Origin of the sequence: Butyrivibrio sp. WCE2006 (assembly GCF_000701985.1) — a bacterium.
GTDB lineage: Bacteria > Bacillota > Clostridia > Lachnospirales > Lachnospiraceae > Butyrivibrio.
Map to the genome: position 1 here is coordinate 218,934 of NZ_JNKH01000002.1, position 23,290 is coordinate 242,223.

The 23,290-nt window shown below is 33.5% G+C and carries 19 protein-coding genes; 18 read left to right on the forward strand and 1 reads right to left on the reverse strand.

Annotated elements, in window-relative coordinates; translation table 11 throughout:
- Positions 1–184 precede the first annotated feature (184 nt).
- The gene (locus T501_RS19880) at positions 185–1,117 is read left to right on the forward strand and encodes a FliH/SctL family protein (RefSeq protein ID WP_050008093.1); all 933 of its coding nucleotides are present in this window, start codon (positions 185–187) and stop codon (positions 1,115–1,117) included.
- A gap of 117 nt (positions 1,118–1,234) precedes the next feature.
- Here the strand turns inward: T501_RS19880 and T501_RS02880 are convergent, their stop codons facing one another.
- A complete protein-coding gene (locus tag T501_RS02880; protein WP_044913146.1) occupies positions 1,235–2,098 on the reverse strand; it encodes an Rpn family recombination-promoting nuclease/putative transposase in 864 nt (287 codons plus the stop codon).
- A gap of 585 nt (positions 2,099–2,683) precedes the next feature.
- Between T501_RS02880 and T501_RS02885 the strand changes: the two genes are divergently transcribed.
- From T501_RS02885 to T501_RS02970, 17 genes are all read left to right on the forward strand, one after another.
- Positions 2,684–4,057, forward strand: a complete 1,374-nt coding sequence (locus tag T501_RS02885) for an exopolysaccharide biosynthesis polyprenyl glycosylphosphotransferase (protein ID WP_050008094.1) — start codon at positions 2,684–2,686, stop codon at positions 4,055–4,057.
- A gap of 326 nt (positions 4,058–4,383) precedes the next feature.
- A complete protein-coding gene (locus T501_RS02890) occupies positions 4,384–5,418 on the forward strand; it encodes an aldo/keto reductase (RefSeq protein ID WP_044913148.1) in 1,035 nt (344 codons plus the stop codon).
- Positions 5,419–5,738: 320 nt separating this feature from the next.
- A complete protein-coding gene (locus T501_RS02895; protein WP_044913150.1) occupies positions 5,739–6,689 on the forward strand; it encodes a hypothetical protein in 951 nt (316 codons plus the stop codon).
- A gap of 59 nt (positions 6,690–6,748) precedes the next feature.
- On the forward strand, positions 6,749–7,228 hold the full coding sequence (locus T501_RS19885; RefSeq protein ID WP_050008095.1) for a hypothetical protein: 480 nt from the start codon (positions 6,749–6,751) through the stop codon (positions 7,226–7,228).
- A 323-nt stretch (positions 7,229–7,551) separates the two neighbouring features.
- The gene (locus T501_RS02910; protein ID WP_050008096.1) at positions 7,552–9,306 is read left to right on the forward strand and encodes an AAA family ATPase; all 1,755 of its coding nucleotides are present in this window, start codon (positions 7,552–7,554) and stop codon (positions 9,304–9,306) included.
- Positions 9,307–9,512: 206 nt separating this feature from the next.
- Positions 9,513–9,728 carry a hypothetical protein gene (locus tag T501_RS02915; protein WP_044913152.1) on the forward strand — a complete coding sequence of 72 codons (216 nt, stop codon included), beginning with the start codon at positions 9,513–9,515 and terminating at the stop codon, positions 9,726–9,728.
- Between the two features lie 15 nt (positions 9,729–9,743).
- Positions 9,744–10,154 carry a hypothetical protein gene (locus T501_RS02920; RefSeq protein ID WP_044913153.1) on the forward strand — a complete coding sequence of 137 codons (411 nt, stop codon included), beginning with the start codon at positions 9,744–9,746 and terminating at the stop codon, positions 10,152–10,154.
- A 357-nt stretch (positions 10,155–10,511) separates the two neighbouring features.
- Entirely contained in the window at positions 10,512–11,663 is a 1,152-nt protein-coding gene (locus T501_RS02925; protein ID WP_197027906.1) for a glycosyltransferase family 4 protein, read from the forward strand.
- Positions 11,660–13,261, forward strand: coding sequence for a heparinase II/III domain-containing protein (locus T501_RS02930; RefSeq protein WP_044913155.1), 1,602 nt, complete (start codon positions 11,660–11,662; stop codon positions 13,259–13,261). The genes T501_RS02925 and T501_RS02930 overlap by 4 nt, the downstream gene beginning before the upstream one ends.
- 10 nt (positions 13,262–13,271) lie before the next feature.
- Complete coding sequence (locus T501_RS02935; RefSeq protein WP_044913156.1) at positions 13,272–14,489, forward strand: nucleotide sugar dehydrogenase; 1,218 nt, start codon at positions 13,272–13,274, stop codon at positions 14,487–14,489.
- Between the two features lie 91 nt (positions 14,490–14,580).
- Complete coding sequence (locus T501_RS02940; RefSeq protein WP_207641176.1) at positions 14,581–15,867, forward strand: phenylacetate--CoA ligase family protein; 1,287 nt, start codon at positions 14,581–14,583, stop codon at positions 15,865–15,867.
- A 69-nt stretch (positions 15,868–15,936) separates the two neighbouring features.
- On the forward strand, positions 15,937–16,971 hold the full coding sequence (locus T501_RS02945; RefSeq protein WP_044913158.1) for a glycosyltransferase: 1,035 nt from the start codon (positions 15,937–15,939) through the stop codon (positions 16,969–16,971).
- 330 nt (positions 16,972–17,301) lie between these two features.
- Positions 17,302–18,438 (forward strand): hypothetical protein, encoded by a 1,137-nt coding sequence (locus tag T501_RS02950; protein ID WP_207641177.1) that lies wholly within the window; start codon positions 17,302–17,304, stop codon positions 18,436–18,438.
- On the forward strand, positions 18,407–19,492 hold the full coding sequence (locus T501_RS02955; RefSeq protein WP_044913160.1) for a glycosyltransferase: 1,086 nt from the start codon (positions 18,407–18,409) through the stop codon (positions 19,490–19,492). Before T501_RS02950 ends, T501_RS02955 begins: the two co-directional genes overlap by 32 nt.
- Before the next feature lie 79 nt (positions 19,493–19,571).
- On the forward strand, positions 19,572–21,083 hold the full coding sequence (locus T501_RS02960; protein WP_044913161.1) for a lipopolysaccharide biosynthesis protein: 1,512 nt from the start codon (positions 19,572–19,574) through the stop codon (positions 21,081–21,083).
- A gap of 55 nt (positions 21,084–21,138) precedes the next feature.
- A complete protein-coding gene (gene wecB / locus T501_RS02965; protein ID WP_044913162.1) occupies positions 21,139–22,245 on the forward strand; it encodes a non-hydrolyzing UDP-N-acetylglucosamine 2-epimerase in 1,107 nt (368 codons plus the stop codon).
- Positions 22,246–22,656: 411 nt separating this feature from the next.
- A complete protein-coding gene (locus tag T501_RS02970) occupies positions 22,657–23,268 on the forward strand; it encodes a PD-(D/E)XK nuclease domain-containing protein (protein WP_044913163.1) in 612 nt (203 codons plus the stop codon).
- Positions 23,269–23,290 lie beyond the last annotated feature (22 nt).

The window sequence follows — 23,290 nt, forward strand, 5'->3', positions numbered from 1 at the left end:
GCATAAAATAACGGAAAGAGCTTCCAAGAGTAAGTGCGCCTATTAATCGTTATAAAGTTAATGAAAAGCTAGTATATATGCATAGTTTATAATTATTTAATTAGATTATGTGTCGGATTTTTGATAAAATAAAATCAAGGTTATTCTTATGAGTTTGTACTTAGGTACAGAAAGGGGAACTGTTATGAAAAGAATACTTGCTTTAATGTTGGCGGGAGCAATTATTATAACTACTCCGAGTGCGGCAATTGCAGCTGATAATAAGATTGAATCGCCTTATGCTCAGGGCTATATAGATGGCAGGAATGAAGGCTTTAAAGATGGTTATGGTAAAGGCCAGACTGCAGGCGAAGCAACAGGCTATAATCGCGGTAATAAAGACGGCTTCAAAGATGGATATGACAAGGGTAAGGAGATGGGCGACATCTCAGGTTATAACCGAGGTGAAGATGCCGGATACAATAAAGGTTATCAGACCGGTAAAGAACTTGGCGAACTTAAGGGTAAGGTAGATGTATATGAAAATACTGTTATCCCTCAGATGGACAGAAGAGTGACTGAACTCCAGAGCCAGGTTAATAAGCTTTACGATAAAGTGATTGAGATGTCTAATAAGCAGACCAATATCACTGTGACAGTAAAGGCAAATGGCAACAATAAAAAGCCAAAGGTAACTGTTAAAAAGGTACTTGCTTCAAACAGTGGAAATTCTGTATCAGAGCCACCTTTCGTACATACAGTTCTTAATGCTCCCGGTCTTGGATGCACAACACCTGTAGGTCAGGGTGGCAGACTTATCCTTAATGGGAAGCCCACAAGAGCTACCTTTACAATGAGAGAGTCAACAAGCGGAAAAGTATCTTCAGCTCAGGTTTTGGCAGCAGGCATTGGCGGTAAGGTTAAGAACGTGGTTGAGACCTATGCTCCCGGAGTTCGTTTCAGTACAGCTCAGGTAGACTTTAAGGTATATGGTGCATTAAATGGTGATATTTACAGAGTATATCAGCTTGGACCAAACGGAACATGGAAGGAAATCCAGGTAGATCAGGTTCGAGATGGTCATGTAGTATGTACAGTATTTAAGGCTGGAACATTTGCATTTATTAAGATGAATTGAGACAGTGTGGTGATAAGTTGATTTATAAAAAGTATAGAACCTCCTTTGCAGACGCAAGGGAGGTTTTTATAGTTAAGTAGAGCACAAGATAAATTATTTTTGATCCTGTTAGATTTGTTAATGAGCTATGTTATTCTCTTCAAGAAGTTTTGAAAGTCTTGCTATTTCGTCAGATAGAGATTTGTTTTCATTTGTAAGTGATTTGTTTTCGTCTGTCAAAGAATCAATGAGTTCCTTTTGATGCTTCTCATGAGCTATAGCGTCTTCTCTTGCGCGACATTGTTCCTGAATGGCAAAGTCTGAGTTAGAAAGAAAAATGGATTCAGCTGTAGATTTCATTGAAGGATTGTCTTCTGCGATCATCTGTATTTCCTCCCATGTGGTTGCTTTAAATAACCTTGCCCAATTGTCAATTCCGAGACGCTTATCGTATTCGGATGATAAATCTATGTTATCTAATTCTATCACATAGAGATTGAATTTGTCAGTATACAGGTAGCCGTCCTGTGCATTCCTTATCTGATACTTGGCAAAGAATTCCGGGTGATCTTTAAATAGAGTGTAATCAAGAAATCCAATATGATAAACGGGTTTGACTAATGAGTAGTCTTTGCCTCGAGCGACATTGTCGAATCTTCTGCATAAGTATGACAGAGAGCGTTCTGTCCAGTTGTCGTAATTAATTACCTGCATCTCAAGATTGATATAAGTATTCCCATTTAGCATAACCAATATATCCAGCTGATATTCCTTGTTATTTATACTTGCTCCGGGTTCAACTACATTTTCAATCTTCACATCCTGGATTGTATGGATTGGAATATCGAGAACACTGCTAATGAGATTGATCAGAGTGTTTTTATCGCGCTGCAAAACCATACGGAACATATAGTCATTGGTCATATTGTATCTTACTTCTCCCGTTGCGTTCATGTACTGATACTGAACTTCAAGGGTAGAAGCCATTCCTTCATATAACATAAAATCTCCTTTGTCATAATTTGTAATAGTCCATTATTGTGCACAAATAATATTTATTGGGAATTCCGAATGAATGAATTCAAATCGGAGGCATCAGAAATGATGCTAGAGTAAAGTAACATATCTGAAATCATAAATCAAGTAAAAAATACAAAAATAATTTAATTTACAATGATGTTGCTTGCTATACGTTATTAACATATAATATCCCTATAGAGCGGTTGTTCTATGGGGATTTTTCTTATGAGTTAAACTAGATAGATTAGTTTTGTCGGGGCATATATTTCAGTATTTTGGCAGCGCGTTGGAATGCCCGACGTTGCTGCTTTTTTGCTATTAGCAGACAGAAATAATGCAAAAAAATTACAACATTATCTTAATTATCTGAATATATTTACCGATAAATATTATGTAGGCCATACGATGCTCATTATTTCTGATGTGTTCAGAAAATGAGTAAAATGCAATGTTTATGTGTAATGGTAATACTGATGCTGAAAATCTAGTTATGGTTTTGCGTGAATGGTAGATATTTGTGATATTGGGAGACTAAATCATAAAGCTGCCAACTGAGGGGGATAAAAATTGAAGAGCAAGAGAGTTACACATACAGCCAAAGTGCTGACAATGCTTTGGAATATTGGCTTATTTGCTATTGTATGGTGCGGATTTTATAATCTGCGGGCATTTCAGACATTCTATGTTCTCGGTGGAATAATGTCTGTGATTATTTATGTGTTTATTTATAATGGACTTTGTAACCTATATAACGCATTTAGAATTGCTTCATCTTCTATCTCTGAGATAGTTCTTTCTCAGGGGATTTCCTTTGGGCTTGCTGATTTAATACTGTATATTGAATGTAATCTTATTCGCAACAGGTATACCAGTATTATTCCGGGAGCAGTTGTTTTGCTGCTTCAAGTAATTGGAACCATCTTGATAATTACTTTATCAAAAAGATACTTTATGACATGTGTAGAGCCGGCAAAAACTATGCTTATTCTTGGAAAATGGGTATCGAATGAGGAAGCAAATAAATTTCAGGAAAGAATATTAAAAAAATATAGTCATCTGTTTGACTTTAAATACATTGAATATGAGGATATTAGTCCTAAAATTTTTGAGGAAAGGGTAGCAGATTGTTGCACAGTAATAATGTATGGACTTTCTGTGGAACAAAGAAGAATTTATATGCAGCACTGCATTGATGAACACAAAACATTTTATTTTACACCCAGAATTGAAGATATAATCCTCCAGGGGTGTTCTACAAGGCATTTGCTGGATACACCACTTATGAAATATGATTATGTTTATAATGACAAGAAGAAACTCAATGCAAAGAGAATATTTGATCTGTGCTTTGGATTGTTTTTTGCATTAGGCTTTGCACCAATTATGATTGCAATTGCAATCGCAATTAAGCTTGAGGACGGAGGTCCCGTGTTCTTTAAGCAAAAAAGGTGTACTCTTGATGGAGAAGTGTTTAACATTCTGAAGTTTAGAAGCATGATAGTAGATGCAGAGAAAAAAGGACTTCAACCTACAATAAATTTCGATCCCAGAATTACCAAAGTTGGAAGAGTTATAAGAAAATACAGACTTGATGAACTGCCGCAGGTATTTAACATTTTGTATGGACATATGAGTTTTGTTGGTCCAAGACCTGAGCGTGTTGAACATGTAGAACTATATACCAAAGAACTTCCGGAATTTAAGTATCGAATGAAAGTAAAAGCCGGACTTACAGGATATGCTCAGATATTTGGAAAATATAACACTTCAGCATTTGATAAGCTGCGTTTGGATCTTCTATATATAGAAAATCAATCATTTAGCTTGGATCTGAGGCTCATTATGTTGACTGTTAAGGTTATGTTCCAGGGAGAGAGTACTGAAGGGTTTGAAAAAGAAATGGTAAGATTGATGAACAGGAAAGCCAGGCGGGTTGGGTAAATTAAGTTCTTGAGTCTGATATTTGTAGGACAATGTATTATTCGAAGAAATATTAGTTGGAATAGGTAATAGAAGAACGGATTGCAAAGTGGTTATTGGGGGGACTGTATATATTATTGAGTTTAAATAGAAAAAACCAGGATTAGTCAGTTTGAACAACTGATTAACCCTGGTTTTGTTTATTATGATATGTTTTTCTTATATTGGAAAAGTTGTACATGAGAATGTTTGAATTTTTTATTCAGAATTTAATTGAACACGACTTATATAGAACATATAATTAATTCGATTAGAACTAATAATTCTTAAAAAGGTAGGGATGTATTATGAAAAATATAGTATTGGGACGTACAGGCATAACCGTCCCTCAAAACGGGTTTGGAGCACTTCCTGTTCAAAGAGTATCTTTGGAAGAGGCGGTAAAACTTCTTAGAAAAGCGTATGACGGCGGCATGAGATTTTTTGATACCGCAAGAGCGTATAGTGACAGTGAAGAGAAAGTGGGAGCTGCCTTTGGAGATGGATATGTAAAAAGAGAAGATATAATAATTGCTACTAAGACAGGGGCAAAAACTCCTGAAGAATTCTGGCAGCATCTTGAAACCTCACTTGAGAAGCTAAAAACGGATTATATTGATATTTATCAGTTCCATCTTATGGGACAGTGCTGGAAACCAGGTGATGGAACAGGCATGTATGAGTGCATGCTTGAGGCGAAAAAACAGGGCAAGATAAGACATATTGGCGGAACAGCACACAAGGTTGGTGTTGCAAAAGAGATTGCTGAATCAGGACTATACGAGACACTTCAGTATCCCTTTAGCTATCTTGCTGATGATAAAGAAAAAGAGCTTGTAAAAATCTGTAATGAGAATAATGTCGGTTTTATCTGCATGAAAGGACTGGCAGGCGGCCTTATAACCCATTCTGAAGCTACTATGGCATTTGTAAGTCAGTTTGACGGCGCTGTACCGATCTGGGGAATTCAAAGAGAAAAGGAGCTTGATGAGTGGCTGTCATTTATGGATAAAACACCTGTGATGACAGATGAAATCAAGGCATTTATCGAGAGTGAAAGAAAAGAGCTCATGGGTAATTTCTGCAGAGGCTGCGGCTATTGCATGCCATGCACTGTGGGAATTCAGATTAATCAGTGCAACAGAATGTCACTGATGCTACGCCGTGCTCCCAGTGAGAGCTGGTTATCCGATCATTGGCAGGCAGAGATGAACAAGATTGAGGACTGCGTAAGATGTGGTGCTTGTTTGTCAAAATGTCCTTATGAGTTACAAATACCTGATCTACTTGTGAAAAATCTGGAGGATTACAGGGAAGTACTGGCCGGGAACAGGACAGTGTGAATATTATGATAGTTAAAGGCTAATTCCGGGATAATATAGGAATTAGCCTTCATGTTTGTGTTGGAAAGGGTCACGTTGACAAAGATTATTTTTAATGCTTTATGCCATTGCCATCTAACAGTTTTGTCAGACGTTTAAGATTTGTTGAAGATATTCTTAAGAATATATTAAGGCACTTGTTTTTACTTTTGAAAAGTGATATTTTCATACTCACGTCAATTCTTGACGAGGTCTGCCGTTAGACAAATGGCAGAAGATATCCCAGGATATTTTAATTTGTTATATAACAGAAAAAATTAGTACAGGAGGTTTTTATTTATATGAATATTGAAGCAGCCAGGAAGAGTGGACGTATGGCTGTAACTATTGTTTTTGCGGGAGTTTTATCTCTATACATATTGGTTATGACGACTACCACAGTGCATGCTCAAAATTGCATGCACGATGAATATGAATGGGTTAGTGTGATTAAACCAACCTGCAGCAGATTCGGTAAAGACATAAGGCTATGCCAGGATTGTGAGGAAATTCTTGAAACAGAGATTATTCCCAAGCTTGATCACAAATGCAAATGGGAAAGAACCAAAGAACCAACATGCACTTTGCCGGGGGTGAAATCCTACATATGCAAAAACTGTAGCGAGGTAATAGAAACAGAAGAGATACCGGCAAAAGGGCATAGGTTTGCAAGAGCTAAAACTCAAAGTGCAACATGCAGATCACCAAAGATAACTGAAAGAACATGCAGTGTTTGCGGCTTTTCTACATCGGAGCAATCAGGTGGCAGGATAGAACACAGATATAAATGGAAGGTAACAAGGGCAGCCACCTGCGCAGATTGTGGCATAAAAACCGGGACCTGTACAATGTGCAATGTCACAAAGACAGAGTCTATCCCACCCACAGGTAAACATAAATATGGAGACTGGTCAGTTAAGTCTGTTAAGGTAAAAGGCAAGAAACTTAAGGTGGTTCAGGAGCGTTCATGCAAGACTTGTGGTAGAAACACCAGGGAAGCATCAGGCACAACAGCATCCTTTAGCGGCAAACATGACAATGGAAAATACTATTACAAACATACTAAGAAAACCGGCAGAATAGTAATTCTTTGTTCTGAGTGCCGCCAGTCTGTAAGCGGAAAAATATCAGGTGGGACAATCAAATTTACGCGACCTAAAAAGAATAATTCAAAGGTGTCATCGAAAGGATGGAGGAGAGTTTATATTATGTGTGCTTGTTTTTTGGATAATATGTCATATGGATTAACATGATTTTACGTGATAATATTTTAGTACTAGCTAATTAAAAATAATAGCTTGGAGGATACAGAATGAATACTGATGAAAAATTCGAAATTATACTAAATAAATTAGATACAATAGATGGCAGACTCGATACAATAGATGGCAGACTCGATACAATAGATGGCAGACTCGATGCAATAGATGGCAGACTCGATGCAATGGATGGCAGACTCGATGTAATGGATGGCAGACTCGATGTAATGGATGGCAGACTCGATGCAATGGATGGCAGACTCGATGTAATGGATGGCAGACTCGATGTAATGGACGGTAAGATATCTAATTTGGAGAAAGATATGAGTGATGTCAAAAATGATGTTACAAGTATAAAACTCCAGATTGAAAATGAAATTGTTCCCAATATTCAGAGAGTTGCTGAAGGGCATCAGGATCTGCAAAGACATCTTGCAGAAGTGGTTACTTACAGATCTGAATACGAAACACTTGTGCTTAGAGTAAATCATCTTGAATCAGAAGTTGAGAAAATACAGAAAAAGATTTGCTGATTATTAGTGGTTAGAAGGATATTTAGAAATATTTAACCGAAACTCCAAATACAGATTATCTCAATGACAAATGCCTGAATTAGCGCATAATATCCCTGTAGAGTTACATGCTCTATGGGGATTTTCTTATGTGATTAATGAAGAAGATGACAGTAAATTACTACGAGAAATCAATCGTATAGCTATGGGAGACTTACAAAGAAGATAGAGGTTTGTGGTAGCCCTAAGAGCAAAATAGTATTATTGAATCTTGCTGATGATATGGTAGACTTTAAATATAAATTGGCAATGTGGATACAGTCAAAAAGATGTGGAGGTCTTTTGTGAAGAAGCTGGGAGTGGGATACGAAAATTACAAAGATTTTATTGATAATGATCTATACTATGTAGATAAGACTCTGCTCATTAGAGATATAGTGAAAAAAGGTGGTAAAGTGACTCTTTTTACCCGTCCCAGGCGTTTTGGTAAAACCCTTGCACTTTCAACGATACAGACTTTTTTTGAGGAAGAAAGAGATGAGGGTGGAAATGCTGTTGATAAAGGGAGATATTTTACCGGTAAGAAGGTAATGACATGTGATGATGAGTTGCTTTCCAAGCAGGGACAATATCCAGTCATCAATCTTTCTTTGAAATCCGGAAAGCAGGATGATTTTTATAATTCCTTCATGATATTGCGAAAGGTTGTTATTAGTGAATTTACAAGACACATTTACCTGGCTGATTCGGACAAGCTTTCTGACTCTGAAAAACAGGAATTTATCAGTCTTGAGCATGGTGAGATAGAATGGCGAGAACTGGAGAAAAGTTTTAAAAACGACAGTGACAGGCAGAGTGCCTTTAGAAGAGAATGTGGAAAATATGCGGTTGCACTTAAGACATTATCAGAACTTTTAGAAAAGCATCATGGAAAAAAGACCATCGTTTTAATTGATGAATATGATGTGCCGCTTGAAAATGCATATAGGCGCGGTTTTTATGATGATATGACAGGATTTATCAGATCACTGTTTGAGTCAGTACTAAAAACAAATAATGCGCTGGAGTTTGCAGTGGTAACGGGATGCCTTAGGATAAGTAAGGAAAGTATATTTACAGGCTTAAACAATCTAAAGGTCAATTCTATCAGAGATGTTGATTTTGGTGAGTACTTCGGCTTTTTGCAACAGGAAACGGATGAAATGCTAGATAATTATGGCCTTGCAGGAAGTACAGAAACAGTAAAGGAATGGTATGATGGATACCTTTTTGGAAATACAGAGGTTTATAATCCCTGGAGCGTAATAAAATATGTCGATGATCATATTTCGGATATGAATAGGCTGCCGGAAGCGTACTGGTCCAATACTTCTTCAAATTCAATAATAAAAGAAATGATAGAAAGAGCAGATGATTCTGTAAAGGATGAGCTTGATACTCTTATTTCAGGCGGAACAATAGAAAAAAGAATCCATGAAGATATAACATATGATGATATAGATACAAACGATGACAGTTTGTGGAATTTCTTATTTTTTACCGGCTACATGAAAGCTGTATCTACAAGACTTGATGATGATCTGACATTTCTTACAATGAAGATTCCAAACAGAGAAATCAGATCTTTATTTAAAACTCAGGTAAAAGATTGGTTTGATGCAAAAGTAAAAACTGTGGATTTGTCTGAATTTCATAAGGCAATACTAGATCAGGATACACGTCGTATTGAAGACTTTGTGTCAGAACTATTATCAAAAAGCATAAGCTATTTTGATAATGAGGAGAGTTTTTATCATGGATTCTTCTTGTCACTCTTGTATGGAATGCCTGGCTATAAGCCAAGGTCAAATCGCGAGGAAGGGCAAGGCAGACCTGACATAGTATTATTTCCGGACAGACCAAAGGATCCTGCCTATTTATTTGAACTTAAGACCAGAAAAAAATTTGACGAGATGGATGACGGAATTAAGGAAGCACTGGCACAGATTCACGATATGAAGTATGAGGAAGGAATACTGGCAGATGGCTATTTAGGGGTAGTTTCTTATGGAATATGCTTCTGCAAAAAGAGTTGTATAGTGGAGAAGTTTGTGCGGTGAATAAGGTTTTATTAACAAAACGCACGCTTATTTGGAAAGATGGTTGATAGACATGATTAAATATATTAAAGGAGATATTTTCGCTAGAAGGATATCAAATATTTGTACATAAGTGCATTTCATATATTAAGGAAAATGGTCCGGTACTGGTTGATGATAATAAATCCTGGTCACTTGATGCAGACAATTCGCTCCAGCTTGATTCATTGACGGTTGATGAAACTGTATTAATTCATGCATGGAATTATATTAGAAATGCCAAAATCATCTCTAAGGAAGATGCAGTAAGGAAAGATAATGCCGTAATATATCCACTAATGGGATTGATGAAAAAGCTGAATTATGCAAATAAATTATATGTATCTAAAGATGGCATGAGATATACTGACAAACCAAATGCCTATATGTTCAATGCTGCTTAAGGTAGTGTGTTAGAGATGGATTACAGAAAGATTCTTAGAAGAGAAAGAAACGAAAATGTATTTAACCAGTATAAAAATATTATTTATGTCAAAGCTGATTTCGAATGCTTTTATTATAATGGACTGTTTGTAAATAATGTTAATGTTCATGGGAGTGTTCTCGATATTGATTTTGATACACCTGCAGAGCGTAAATACGAAGTTGCTCAAGTTGCTGTAGATATACATTTGACAATGTGTGATAGAACGGGTGCAGTCCTAAGCAATGAAGAGCAGAAAAGGACTGCTGACTATGGCTGCTCATGTGGCTTTGAAATTCCTATAGAGATTCCGGAAAGAACAGATCATATTATTATCAATATTCTTTTTGATGGAATAGAAATGTATAAAAATGTGATAGGTTTAAAAGAAGAAGTATTGTTATAAATGGCTATATATAGATATTTTTCAGCGGCATTATTCAATGACAAATTACCATATTTAGCGTATAATATCCCTATAGAGCTGAGGGGCTCTGTGGGGATTTTTCTTATGAGAAGCACTTGAAAGGATAAGTGCATAAACTTTATGAAAAGAGTTTATATTGGGGAGCATAAATAACGATTAATTGGGCGGCAGCGCGTTGTGATGCTTCATGACGTGGCTGCCGTTGTTTTATTTGTGAGTATTTGAAAAAATTATTGTGATAGAAATTGCTTGTGAACAAAAAATATAATGCTAATGTGACAAGAACCATTCTTATAGAAAATAGTATAGGGCAGACTTATGCGAATAATATTACATATGGGTGATCCATATACTATGGAAAATCCATGTTCAAAAAGAATAAATGTACTATATGAAGAACTAAAAAAACGTGGGCATGAACCTATAATTTTGGCGCCAGATACACCGGGAATAGAAAAGAAAGAAGGGGTGATATATTGTAGCACGCCTGAACTTAAGAAAAAGACAACTTGGGAAAGGATAAAGAATCAAGGATGTCTGGCACTGAGTTCTTATAGGAATGGAATAAAACTTAAGGATATTGATATTGTGTTTACTACATGTCCTCCACCAATTAATAATTTAGCTGGTGCAAAGATAGCTAAAAAACTTAATGCAAAACTTATATATGATGTAAGAGATATATGGCCTGATGTTGCGCTGGAAATGGGAAGTTTTAGTGAAAATAGTATATATTCAAAAACTTTTAGATGGATGCGAGATTATATGTTGGAAAAGGCAGACATTGTTACTGCTGTAAGCCCCGGGAAGGTGAAGAAGCTAGAGACTTATACAAAAAAAAGAGTGATTTGTGTACCTAATGGATTCAATAATAACTTTCTAAGTATAAGTATGAATCAAGAATTGTTTAAAAGAATAAGGTCTAAGGGGAAAGTTATTTGTTCATATGTTGGCAATATAGGTCTGGCGCAGGGGATTGATAAACTTATTTATCTAGCTGAAAAAAGTAGAGAATCGAAGTTGCCCATTTTTTTTTCTGTGTATGGCTTTGGTGTCGAGGAAAAGAAGCTTCGACAGGATGTAATAGACAAAGGCCTTGTCAATATATCGTTTGAAGGTAGATTACCTAACAAAGACATGAGAACGGTTTTAGAAGCATCTGACATTAGTTTTGTACCATTAGTAAATTCTAATTTGAAGGATAGCGTACCAACTAAGTTATATGAAGCTTTGGGCGTCGGATGCCCTGTATTCTTAGTTGCTGAAGGGGATTCGGCAGACATTCTTAGGGAAGTAAAACTTGGAATGGATGTCACACCCAATGATAAAGATATCATGTGGGATCGCTTTTTGCAGTTGTATTCTTCGTTAGATGAAATTAAGCAAAATAGAGGTAAAGCAATGGATATGATTCATAAAGAGTATTCATTGCAAAAGTCAGCAGTCTTTTTAGTTGATGAGATGGAGCAATTAATAGCAAAAGAATGAATCTGAACAGATATTTGTGGACAGTAAGATATTTAAAACCTATACAAATTATTTACCAATTGAGATATAGATTTTTGGGATATAAAAATGTTGAGGTCAAAACGAATTATCACCTTGCTCCGAGATTCTATATTTCATCCTGCTATCTTGATGAAGATGACACGTATATAGACAGATTTAAAGTAGATGAATTACTGAATAATCATATTTGGTTATTAAATGATATGGAAGAGTGGATGCCTGGAAGATGGAAATATCCGAGCAGAACGCATTTATGGAATTTTAATCTACATTATTTTGAGTACGGAATTGCCCTTGCTGCTATTTATAAAAAAACAGGAAATTATGATTATTACTTAAAACTAACTCAAATGTATAGGGACTGGCATAAGACTTGCTTTGATAGTAAAACAGGGGATGCATGGCATCCATATACTATTTCATTAAGACTAAAGAACCTTTTGATAATTTTAGATACTTTAGATGATAAGAAGGAAGAATGGATTGAAATTGTCGGAAATGATATTTATCAACAGTTCCAGTTTCTTAAACATAACAAGGAAAAAAATCTCCTAGGGAACCACTATTTTGAGAATTTGGTAACTCTTTATATATGTAGTGCTTTTTTTCAAGAGGATAGCTATAAAGAGTACATACTTAAAGAATTAATTGGGCAGATAAATGAACAGTTATTAGAAGACGGAATGCATTTTGAAAGAAGCTTTATGTACCATAATCTGATTTTTGAGGATTTGATAAGGATTTATAAAGTAAGTAAGGATGTACTCAGAAATATACTGCTAGACAAAATGCAAGCTATGGCTGACTGCATATTCAGTTTTGAAAATTCAAATAGGATTCCTGCATTTAATGATGCGGCTTCTAATGTGGCGAAGACATCTGTTCAATTATTGAGGGCTGCAAATAGTATTGCCGGAATAGTGCCACAATATAAAACCAGGTTGGATTATGGTGGATATTTCAAATTGGCAAATGGCTCATTTAATGTAATTGTTGATGCTGGTGATTATGCACCTTCATATATATCCGGGCATGGACATTGCGATATGATGAGTTTTGAATTGTTTTTTATGGATGAACCGATTTTGATAAATGCAGGGACATACCAGTATCAATCTGGTCATAGAGTTTTTTTTAGGAGCACAAAATCCCATAATACTATACAGGTTGATGGAGTAGATCAGTCGGAGATTTGGGGGGAACATAGGACAGGAAGAAGAGCAATTATCCAAGAAAAAAAGATAGCTGATAATTCTATTTATATAAAAATGCTTGATTATAAAAGGAACAGATTAGAGCGAAAAATACTGATTGATAATGGAGTAGTAATAAATGATTCGGCATCATCACAATATACGAGTTATTGGCATATATATCCCACTAACCATATTAGTGTAATTGATGATAATGAGATTGAAATAGTAACAGACAGAGGAACTAGAATAATAATGGTTGCGGAGAATGGAAAATTTAAAAATATTACTAATGAAAGTTGGTATTCAGAAGAGATGGGAGAAATTCAGAACTTACCATCATTTGCAACTGATGCTAGAACTGTAAAAATATTGAAGGCTTAGAGGAACAAAAATGGTTAATGTTATTGGGCTGGGATATATAGGCTTGCCAACAGCGCTTATGATGGCAGCACATGGGGTAGAAGTAATTGGAACTGATTATAACGATGGAGTTGTAGAAAAACTAAATTCAGGTGAATTGACATTCAAAGAAGATGGTATAGATGAACTGTTTAATGCAGCGGTTAATGCGGGGATAAGATTTACTAGTGAGTATCAAGTTACAGATACATATATTATTTCAGTTCCTACGCCATATGACAAATTTAGCAAAAAAATTGATCCTTGTTATGTGATTCAAGCATTAAAATCTGTACTTGAAGTTTGTGATAAAGGAGCGATTGTCGTTATAGAGTCGACTATATCTCCGGGAACAATAGATAAATATGTAAAACCTATTGTTGAAGCATCTGGAAATGTTGTAGGAAAGGATATTCATTTGGTTCATGCTCCAGAGCGTATTATTCCTGGGAAAATGATATACGAATTGGTTCATAATAATCGAACGATAGGTGCAGATGATAAGACTATTGGCGAAAAGATAAAACATCTTTATTCAACTTTTTGTAAAGGGGAAATAGTAGTAACCAGTATTAAGACAGCTGAAATGACGAAAGTTGTTGAAAATACATATAGAGCTGTAAATATTGCATTTGCAAATGAACTGGCAAAGATATGCAGATATGATGGCTTGAATGTATACGAAATAATCAAAATTTGTAATATGCATCCACGTGTAAATATTTTACAACCAGGACCAGGGGTTGGAGGTCATTGTATTTCAGTTGATCCATGGTTTTTAGTAGGTGACTATCCTTCTCTTGCAAAGGTAATAGATGAATCAATGAAGACAAATGATAGTATGCCTGACTTCGTATTAAACCGGATATATGAAATTATGCAAGAAAATGGAATGACTGATATATCAAAGGTCGGTTTATACGGACTGACATATAAAGAGAATGTTGATGACATTAGAGAGAGCCCAACATTACAACTTCTTGAAAGTCAAAAGAGACACTTGGCAAATGGGTTAAAAGTTTATGATCCTTATATTGAAGAGAATATTGTAGACAATCAATATCATGATTTAGATGAATTTATAAATGCAGTGGATATGGTCGTGATAATGGTTGGACATGATGAAATAAAGAACAATATACAATTACTTAGTGACAAGATTATTTTTGATACTAGAAATATTTGTGTTGGGGAATGTTATAGATTATGAAATAGTTTATTAATGAGAAAAGGCTATTTGCAAGATTTCTATCGCAGAAGATAAAGATTTACAGAGGGAATTTTGAATGAATTTATCTTGCTTGAAAACGGTATATGAAAAAATTCCATATATTGTTAAAAAACCATTTTCTAGAATGTTACGTTATTCATTAATTGGTAATCGCCAATTTGTAGATACTTATAATTGGTTGATGAATGTTAAAGGATGGAATCAAGAGAGGATTAAAATTGAACAATTTAAATTATGTAAAGAAGTTGTAATTCATGCATATGAGCATACAAAGTATTACAAGGAATTATTTGATTCAGTTTGTTTTGATCCATATAAAATATCTTCTATTGAAGATATAAGTTCTGTTCCAGTTTTAACTAAGCAAATTTTGAATGAACGATTTGAAGATCTTATTGCTGATGATATAAAGGATGGATATCTTGTCACTACGGGTGGAACAAGCGGTGAACCTACAAAAGTGATGATGGCTAATAATGCATATTATATAGAATGGGCATTTGTATATAATTTTTGGAAAGAATTTGGTTATCGTACAGATACTAGTAAATTGGCTACGTTTCGTGGGATAAACCTGGGGAAAAAACTATATGAGATTAATCCAATATATCGAGAGATAAGGATGAATCTATTTTCAATGAGACGAAGTAATATAGAAAAGTATGTTCAAGCTATAAAAGAATATGGCGCAGAATTTATATATGGATATCCATCAGCGATTTATAATTTTTGTAAATTATCGCAGGATGCTGGAATACGAGTTGAAAAATTGTTTTCGGCAGCATTTTTGATTTCTGAAAATCTATATACATTTCAAGAAGAAACTATAACAAAAGTATTATGTTGTCCAATTGGTATGTTTTATGGGCATTCTGAAAGAGCTGTATTTGGTGAGAAAATTGAAGAAGGATATGTTTTTAATCCTATGTATGGAGTGACTGAGTTAGGAGAGGATGGTGATATTATAGCTACTGGTTTCATAAACAAAATGATGCCACTAATAAGATATAAAGTTGATGATAAGGCAAAAGAAATACATGGAAAGTATACAATTGAAGGACATCACAATTGTGATTTGCTGCATGGTAGAAATGGAGAAGAGATTTCAGCGGCAGCAATAAACTTTCATGACAAAACGTTTGATAAAATTTCTGGATATCAATTTGTACAAGAAAAGGATGGGGAGTGTTTGCTTTTGATTAACCCAAAAGAAAGAATGAACTCAGATGAAGTGAATAAAGTATTACAAAGTGTTAGAAAAAAACTTGGAGATTCGATCATGTGCGAAGTTCAGGTAGTAGATAGAATCAACTTATCTGACAGAGGAAAATATAAATTGATTATTAGGAAAAAGTAAAAACGCATGAAGTGATTAGGCGGCAATAAATTACTGGGTACGATAATATTTAATAGGAGTATTTGATTTGTGGCTTTAGTATATATTGGGGCTTTTCCACCGAGCTATGGTGGAGTTACTGTTAAAAATGAAAATTTATTTAATACATTAAAAGAGAGGATAGATATTGAAAAAGTAGACCTAAACTTAATTAAGAAGAAGAAAATAAAAGAGATAATTAGATTTCTATTAGTTGTTACTAATAGAAAAAATAGATTTATTATAGGTGTGTCTGGCAGCCAAACAAGAAGAAAGTTTTGTAATTTATTGTATTTTATAAATAGAAAAGGTATGCAAGATTCGATTCTTATCATAATGGGAGGTAAAGCGGCTCACGAAATAGTGAGTGATGAGAAGTATAAAAGTCTTATTGCTGCATTCAAGTTGGTATTTGTTGAAACGAGGGGGATGCAGGAAGAAATGCTGAACGCAGGAATTTGTAATTGTTCTATTTATCCTAATTGCAGAGTTAAGCCAAAAGCTTTTGATGTTGAGAAAGATAGTATCCAAAAGAAGCTAAACAAAAATTATCCAGGAGTAAGGAAATGCGTTTTCTTTTCAAAAATAGAAAAAGAAAAAGGAGTTGATATTATTATTCAGGCTGCAAACGAGATTCGTGATGTGACATTTGCTTTCTATGGCAAAATTGATGAGCAATATATACAAGAATTTACATCAGAGATTGCAGGACTTGAAAACATTGAGTATAAAGGGATTTTTATTGGGGATATGGATGAAAAATATAAGGAATTGGCCCAATACGATATATTATTGTTACCTACTAGATGGGATGCAGAGGGAATTCCTGGAATAGTGGTAGAAGGCAGAATTGCTGGACTTGTTCCTTTATTGTCAGATCATAATTATAATAAGGAATTAGTGAATGATAACATTGATGGAATATTACTAAAGGATAAGAGAAGTTCTGATGAGCTAAAAATAGAAATTGAAAGGCTTTGCAATGATAAAGACTTGTTATATATCATGCGAAAGAATAGTATCAAAAGGGCTGAAGATTATTATATAGACAACTATATTGATGAAATTATTAATGGTTTATTGTAAGGACTTCAGGGTGATTGCTTAGTCATCGGCGGAGGGGGATGTGTTATGAATGTGCTAAGTTTTATATATATTTTTTTAGTGTGTTTTATTGTCATCACATCACATAAAAGTGTTGAAGTGTTATATAGACGTTTTTTAGCTGTTGACATTGCTATATCTTCACAAATAGAAGTTGGGTACTTTGTTAGGGTAAGCAGATTTGACATTGATTATACATATTTATCTCAGTTTATATTACTTTTAGTTGGTATTATGTATTGTAATGGAAAAAAAATTACAAAGCATAAATTAGTCTTGTTTTGTATGACATTTTTTATTTTCTTAACTAATATGATTTTGTTGATTATGTATCCATATAAAAAGACTATTATTGGTGGAGTAACATGGGATGAATTTATTTTGGGGCATGCGGTAAGAACATATGCAAGATTTGGAATCGGGCAGTTCATGGAATATTTGAAAGCTTTTACTTTTTTATTAAATGCATTTATTTTTTTTATTTGTTTAGAAAGCCTTAATGTTGAAAAGTTAATTTTACTAATTAGCAAAATATTTAAAGGATTTATATTGTATGGAGTGATAGAGGCAATAGTAAATAATTTTCTAAAGATAAGCTTGTTTGGTAGAATTACTAGCAAGATTACTGGGACAAGCGGCTATGAATTAAGTCAGGTGTATTTGAGAAATGGGTTAAATTGTCTTCAAGGGTTAACAAAAGAGCCTTCGCATTATGTTAATGCACTGTTTTTTACATATCTCATATTATTATGCGAAAAAAAAATTCATGGTCAAAAAAGAATTTGGTTTGCAACTATAATTGTATTGTTGTTATTAAGTAGGGCATATAGTTCGGTGTATATCATTGTTACTATTATGTTTATTCATTATATGTTGGAATGGATAAAGGAACAAAAGAAAGCTATTTTATATCGTATAAGGTGGGTGGGGATTTTTTTTACAATTATGATTGGAATTCTTATTTCATTTAGGTTCATGAAAGGTAATTACTTTTTATGGAGGACAACAATTTTATTGAAAAGTTTAGGTAGGATACTTTATGGAAATTGGCATTCATTAAGATATATAGGTTCCTCACAGATCAGAATAATAAGTATTATGGAATCTTTGCCAATTTTATGTGATAGATTCCTGATAGGAATTGGACTTGGTACAGCACATTTGCATAGTGCATTTATAATGAGTTTAATATCTGTAGGAGCGTTCGGATTTTTATCATGGCTTGCATTTTTATTTGGAGCTAGTAGTTTTGCAAATAAAAAAATAAGATTGATTATTATATCTAGTTTGGTACTAGTGAACATATTTGGGAGTATGGGAAATAAAATGTTATATACATCATCGAATTTTATATACTTATTGTTTGGGTTTGTGTATTCAAGAGAAAATTATTATTTTGAAATTAGGGAGTTGTGTAATGAAGAAATTGCTTGTAGTAACAGATGTTAGCTTTTCTAATAATGCAAACGGACCAATGAACACATTAAAGAATTTCCTTTCGTATGTTCCCGCAGATATGCAGGTAACAGTTATTAGTGATACGCCGATTTATTATGGGGATAATATTGAGAATACTGTAATAGATTATTCATATAGAATTAATATATTAAGAAAAATATTTATGTCGGTAAATTTCAGTTCCCATAATTCTCAAAAAGATATTGTTTCAGCTATAAATGATTGGGGAGATAATCCAATTTTATTATGTACAAGTTCATGTAATGTATATAGAAAATATTGCAACGGAGCAAATGTATATCTTATTATTACTGACTTGCCTACAATTGCATATCGGAAATATATAGTGGAGACAAATAATATTCTTAAGAAAGCATTTTATATAAAGGAATATCTTTATTGTTCCTATTATGAAAAACTATTGCCAAAGCTATATAGAAGAATAGTTTTAGTTAATGAAAAAGAGGCTGAAGAAGCAAATAACAAGAATGAAACAAATAGATTTGTGTGGATACCGGTTGTATATAAAAAGGTGGATTGTATTTTTGAGAAGTGTAGAATAGATGAAAAGATTAATCTTGTATTTATAGGAAATATGACATTTACACCTAATGAAAATGGAATAAAGCTTTTTTATAATAAAGTGTTTTCAAAACTGAATGATAAATTTCATTTGCATTTGATAGGCAAAGAGAGTGAGAAATTTTTTAAGAATGATAAAAGAGTAAAAACATATGGTTTTGTGGATGATTTGGGAGAGTTAGTTTCAAAAATGGATTATGGAATTTGTTTTATGAGGGATGGAGGAGGAATGAAAAATAAGATTTTTGATTACATGAAGTATGGAATACCGTGTATTATAAATCGATATTGCATGCTATCAAATTACATTGATTCTGATTATGTTTTCGTGGCTGATGATGTTAAGGAGTTTTTAGAAGTTCTTAATATAGGTAGACCTGATCCAGAAAAAATTAAAAAGAGTATAGAAAAATATGAGGTAAGTAATGTAGCTAGTAAATTTTGGAAAGTGTTTGAAGCATGAGAAATTATGGGATTCACTAAATTAGTATTTAGCCAAAAAACAAATTGGGTTAAATTTATTATAAGGAAATTGGGTTAAATTGAGAAAAAGACTTGTTATATATAATGCAATAGGAATGTATTTATTACAGATAGCTCAAATTGTATATAGTATTATAATTCCAAGGTGGTTATTAATTTACTATGGTTCAAATGTTAATGGTTTATTGGCTTCGATAACTCAATTTTTGAGTTATATAGCACTGATGGATGCGGGTGTTAGTGCTGTTTTGAGATCAATGCTTTATAAGCCATTAGCAACTAAAGAGTATTTCACTGTTCAAATAATAACGAATTCCGCTCAAAGATTCTATAGAAAAATTGCATTTTTTTTTGTGTTTTATCTTTTGTCAATATCAATTATTCTCCCAATTATACTAAGTTCTGAATTTAATTGGATATATACATGTACTTTAATATTTATAGTTGGATTATCAACATTTTCCGAGTATTATTTTGGAATTGCCTATAGTACATTGTTAGATGCTGATCAAAAAAAATATATATATTGTACGATACATGGAATATCAATCATAATAAACTTGGTTATTAGTATTATACTTATAAAACTGGGTTTTTCTATACATTTAGTTAAGCTTGCTACGGCTTTTGTATATATGATAAAGCCGATAGCGATTTCTAGGTATGTTAGACATGCCTATGAATTTAATAGTAATAATTCTAATACAATAGAAATAAAAAACAAATGGGTTGGTATGGCTAATCATATAGCATATTTTTTGCATACCCACATAGATATTATTCTTTTAACAATCGTTAAGGGGGCAAAAATTGTTTCTGTTTATTCTGTTTATAGTACGATTGTTATGGGATTGGTTAGCTTAATAAATTCGTCAATTGGTGGTATTGAAGGATTATTTGGTAAAATAAATGCGAGAAATGAACAGAATAAACTAATTGATGTATTTAATATGACTGAGTATTTTGTTTTTACACTATCTACAATACTTTTTTCTGTTGCAATGGTTACAATTATACCTTTCATAAATATTTACACAAGAGGAATTACAGATGTAAATTATAAAAAATATTTGTTTGCTGTTTTGCTACTACTCGCGGAATTTTTTTATTGTATTAGAATTCCTTATCAATCAGTTATTGTCGCAATTGGAAAAATCAAGGAAACAATGAAGGGAGCTGTGGTTGAAGTTGCTCTGAATCTGGTGATTTCAATTACATTAGTATGGAAGTATTCTATGGTTGGTCTAGTCATTGGAACTTTATGTGGAATGATTTATAGGACAATCAATTATTCTCTTTTTATTTCTGGGTGTTTCATAAAAGTGGATATTTATAATTTATTAAAAAGATTAGTTGTCGCATTTGTTGAGATGGTTTGTATTGTTTTTTTAATGAATTTTCTTATGAATGATAATGTAAATTCTTATTATTCATGGATTATTTTAGCATGTAAAACGACAATCATGTCAACTAGTATTGTTATGGTTACAAATTTCTGTATATTCAGAGGCGAAGCGAGTCTTTTGGGAAAGATGATTTTTGAAAGAGCAGGACGAGTTAAAAAAAAATGAGAAAATCGGTTTGCTAATAGAATAAAATATCGAAAATCTTATAGAAAGTGTGGCAATGAATAAAATATTAGTTGTTTTTGGTACGCGTCCTGAAGCAATTAAGATGTGTCCAGTAATAAGTGAATTAAGAAAAAGAAAGAACATAGAGGTATTAGTTTGTGTAACTGGACAACATCGGCAAATGTTGGATCAGGTACTTAGTGTTTTCAAAGTGGAACCAGATTATGATCTTTCAATTATGAAGAAGGAACAGACACTGTTTGACATAACCCTTGATGTCCTTTCTGGTATGCAACGTTTTTTGAAAGAGGTTGAACCGGATGTTGTTCTTGTTCATGGAGATACTACAACTACTTTTGCAGCATCACTGTCAGCTTACTATATGCAGATACCGGTAGGCCATGTTGAAGCAGGGCTTAGGACATACAATGTTTTTTCTCCGTATCCTGAAGAATTCAATCGTCAGGCTGTAGGTATAGTTTCAAAATATAATTTCGCACCTACAGAAATAGCAAAACAAAACCTAATTAGAGAAGGAAAAAAAGAAGATAGCATATGGGTTACAGGAAATACTGCCATTGATGCACTACGTACGACAGTTAGGGAAGAGTTTTCTGATGATAATCTTGAATGGGCCAAAGGCTCAAAACTAATTACTATTACTGCTCATAGACGTGAAAATCTAGGTAAGCCTATGAGAAATATGTTTAGAGCTATAAAACGTGTTTTAAATGAACATAGTGACGTAAAGGCTATTTATCCTGTCCATTTGAATCCATTAGTGAGAAAATGTGCAAATGAGATATTAGGAGATGATGACAGAATTCGTTTGATCGAACCATTAGATGTTTTAGAATTTCATAATTATTTGAATTATAGTTATCTAATCTTGACAGATTCTGGAGGGATACAGGAAGAAGCACCTAGCTTGGGTAAACCAGTTTTGGTTATGCGTGATACCACAGAGAGACCAGAAGGTATTGACGCAGGTACATTAAAACTGGTTGGTACCACAGAAGAGAATATATACAGGGAATTTTCGAATCTTTTAGATAACCAAGATGCATATGAAAAAATGGCTATGTCTGTAAATCCTTACGGAGACGGACATGCCAGTGAGAGAATAGCAGATATTCTTGAGTTTGGGGAGATGAGAAGTTAATTTATAATGCTGTATTAAAAAATATCATGTTTATAACTGAATAGCAGGATAAGGTGGTTCTCGCTGCTGATATATGAGAGATGGAATGAGTATTAGTGTAATTAGAGAAATTTCTGAAGAAAGAGAATTTCGGATTATTAGTGTTTGGTATTTGAATTATAATGTTACCATTTATTTTCAGTAGTTTAAGGTAAGTTATTTGCCGTTTGGAAAAATCGTGATTTTTTATAGAAAGCATTGATATCCTGCAATATTAACGATATTTGAATAGGTTTTCGTACGATTTAACACGAGTTTTTATTTGCGCTTCACAGCATTTAAAATAATTTATGCCACATAAATACTAATACTTAATACTGTTTACAGATGACAAATAAGCAGCGTAAGCTTTATTTAGATAACAATTATATTATGAAAGCAATAGAAAAAGATGATTTATGGATTGAGAATAAGAACCGACATGAATATATAAAAAAGCGTGATGAAGAGTTTTCTAAAGCCCAATTACGTGAAATAAAATATGAAAAATGGGATGATGTTTGTCAAGAACGGTGTTTTTATAGTAAATCGCTGATAGGATTTATAAATGAGAAGCCTGGTGAGTGGTTGAATTATTTAAAAGATAGTTATATTAAAGACTATAAGAAAAATTGTTCTTTTGAGCAAATTAATGCATGGAAAGATTCATATTTGATTATCATAGAGTTTCTAAATAATATGGAGATTTCAGAGCGATCAGGAAGAATAATATTTGAATATCACTTTAAGAATGGGAGACGAGCGGACTGTATAATTGTATTAAATGGAATGGTGTATATTATTGAGTTTAAGGTTAAATCGTATTATGAAAAAAAGGATTTAAGCCAGATTAAAAGATATGCATATTTGACTAAATTGGAATTGTTTAAGGGGTTTGATATTCGAAAAATATTGATTTTGTCGCTTGTGGATAGCGGATTCTTTATTGAAGAAGGAGATATTGTTATCTGTTCTGGAAAAATGTTAAGTAAAGCAATACACTGAAATAAATGATGAGTGTTTGGAT

Excerpts from the sequence above, each read along its gene's own strand:
- T501_RS02925 (WP_197027906.1), top strand. The coding sequence starts at position 10,512 with ATGGGTGATCCATATACTATGGAAAATCCATGTTCAAAAAGAATAAAT.
- T501_RS02895 (WP_044913150.1), top strand. The coding sequence starts at position 5,739 with ATGAATATTGAAGCAGCCAGGAAGAGTGGACGTATGGCTGTAACTATT.
- T501_RS02935 (WP_044913156.1), top strand. The coding sequence starts at position 13,272 with ATGGTTAATGTTATTGGGCTGGGATATATAGGCTTGCCAACAGCGCTT.
- T501_RS02880 (WP_044913146.1), bottom strand. The coding sequence starts at position 2,098 with ATGTTATATGAAGGAATGGCTTCTACCCTTGAAGTTCAGTATCAGTAC.
- T501_RS02970 (WP_044913163.1), top strand. The coding sequence starts at position 22,657 with ATGAAAGCAATAGAAAAAGATGATTTATGGATTGAGAATAAGAACCGA.
- T501_RS02950 (WP_207641177.1), top strand. The coding sequence starts at position 17,302 with ATGATTTTGTTGATTATGTATCCATATAAAAAGACTATTATTGGTGGA.
- wecB (WP_044913162.1), top strand. The coding sequence starts at position 21,139 with ATGAATAAAATATTAGTTGTTTTTGGTACGCGTCCTGAAGCAATTAAG.
- T501_RS02930 (WP_044913155.1), top strand. The coding sequence starts at position 11,660 with ATGAATCTGAACAGATATTTGTGGACAGTAAGATATTTAAAACCTATA.
- T501_RS19880 (WP_050008093.1), top strand. The coding sequence starts at position 185 with ATGAAAAGAATACTTGCTTTAATGTTGGCGGGAGCAATTATTATAACT.
- T501_RS02890 (WP_044913148.1), top strand. The coding sequence starts at position 4,384 with ATGAAAAATATAGTATTGGGACGTACAGGCATAACCGTCCCTCAAAAC.
- T501_RS19885 (WP_050008095.1), top strand. The coding sequence starts at position 6,749 with ATGAATACTGATGAAAAATTCGAAATTATACTAAATAAATTAGATACA.
- T501_RS02920 (WP_044913153.1), top strand. The coding sequence starts at position 9,744 with ATGGATTACAGAAAGATTCTTAGAAGAGAAAGAAACGAAAATGTATTT.
- T501_RS02955 (WP_044913160.1), top strand. The coding sequence starts at position 18,407 with ATGAAGAAATTGCTTGTAGTAACAGATGTTAGCTTTTCTAATAATGCA.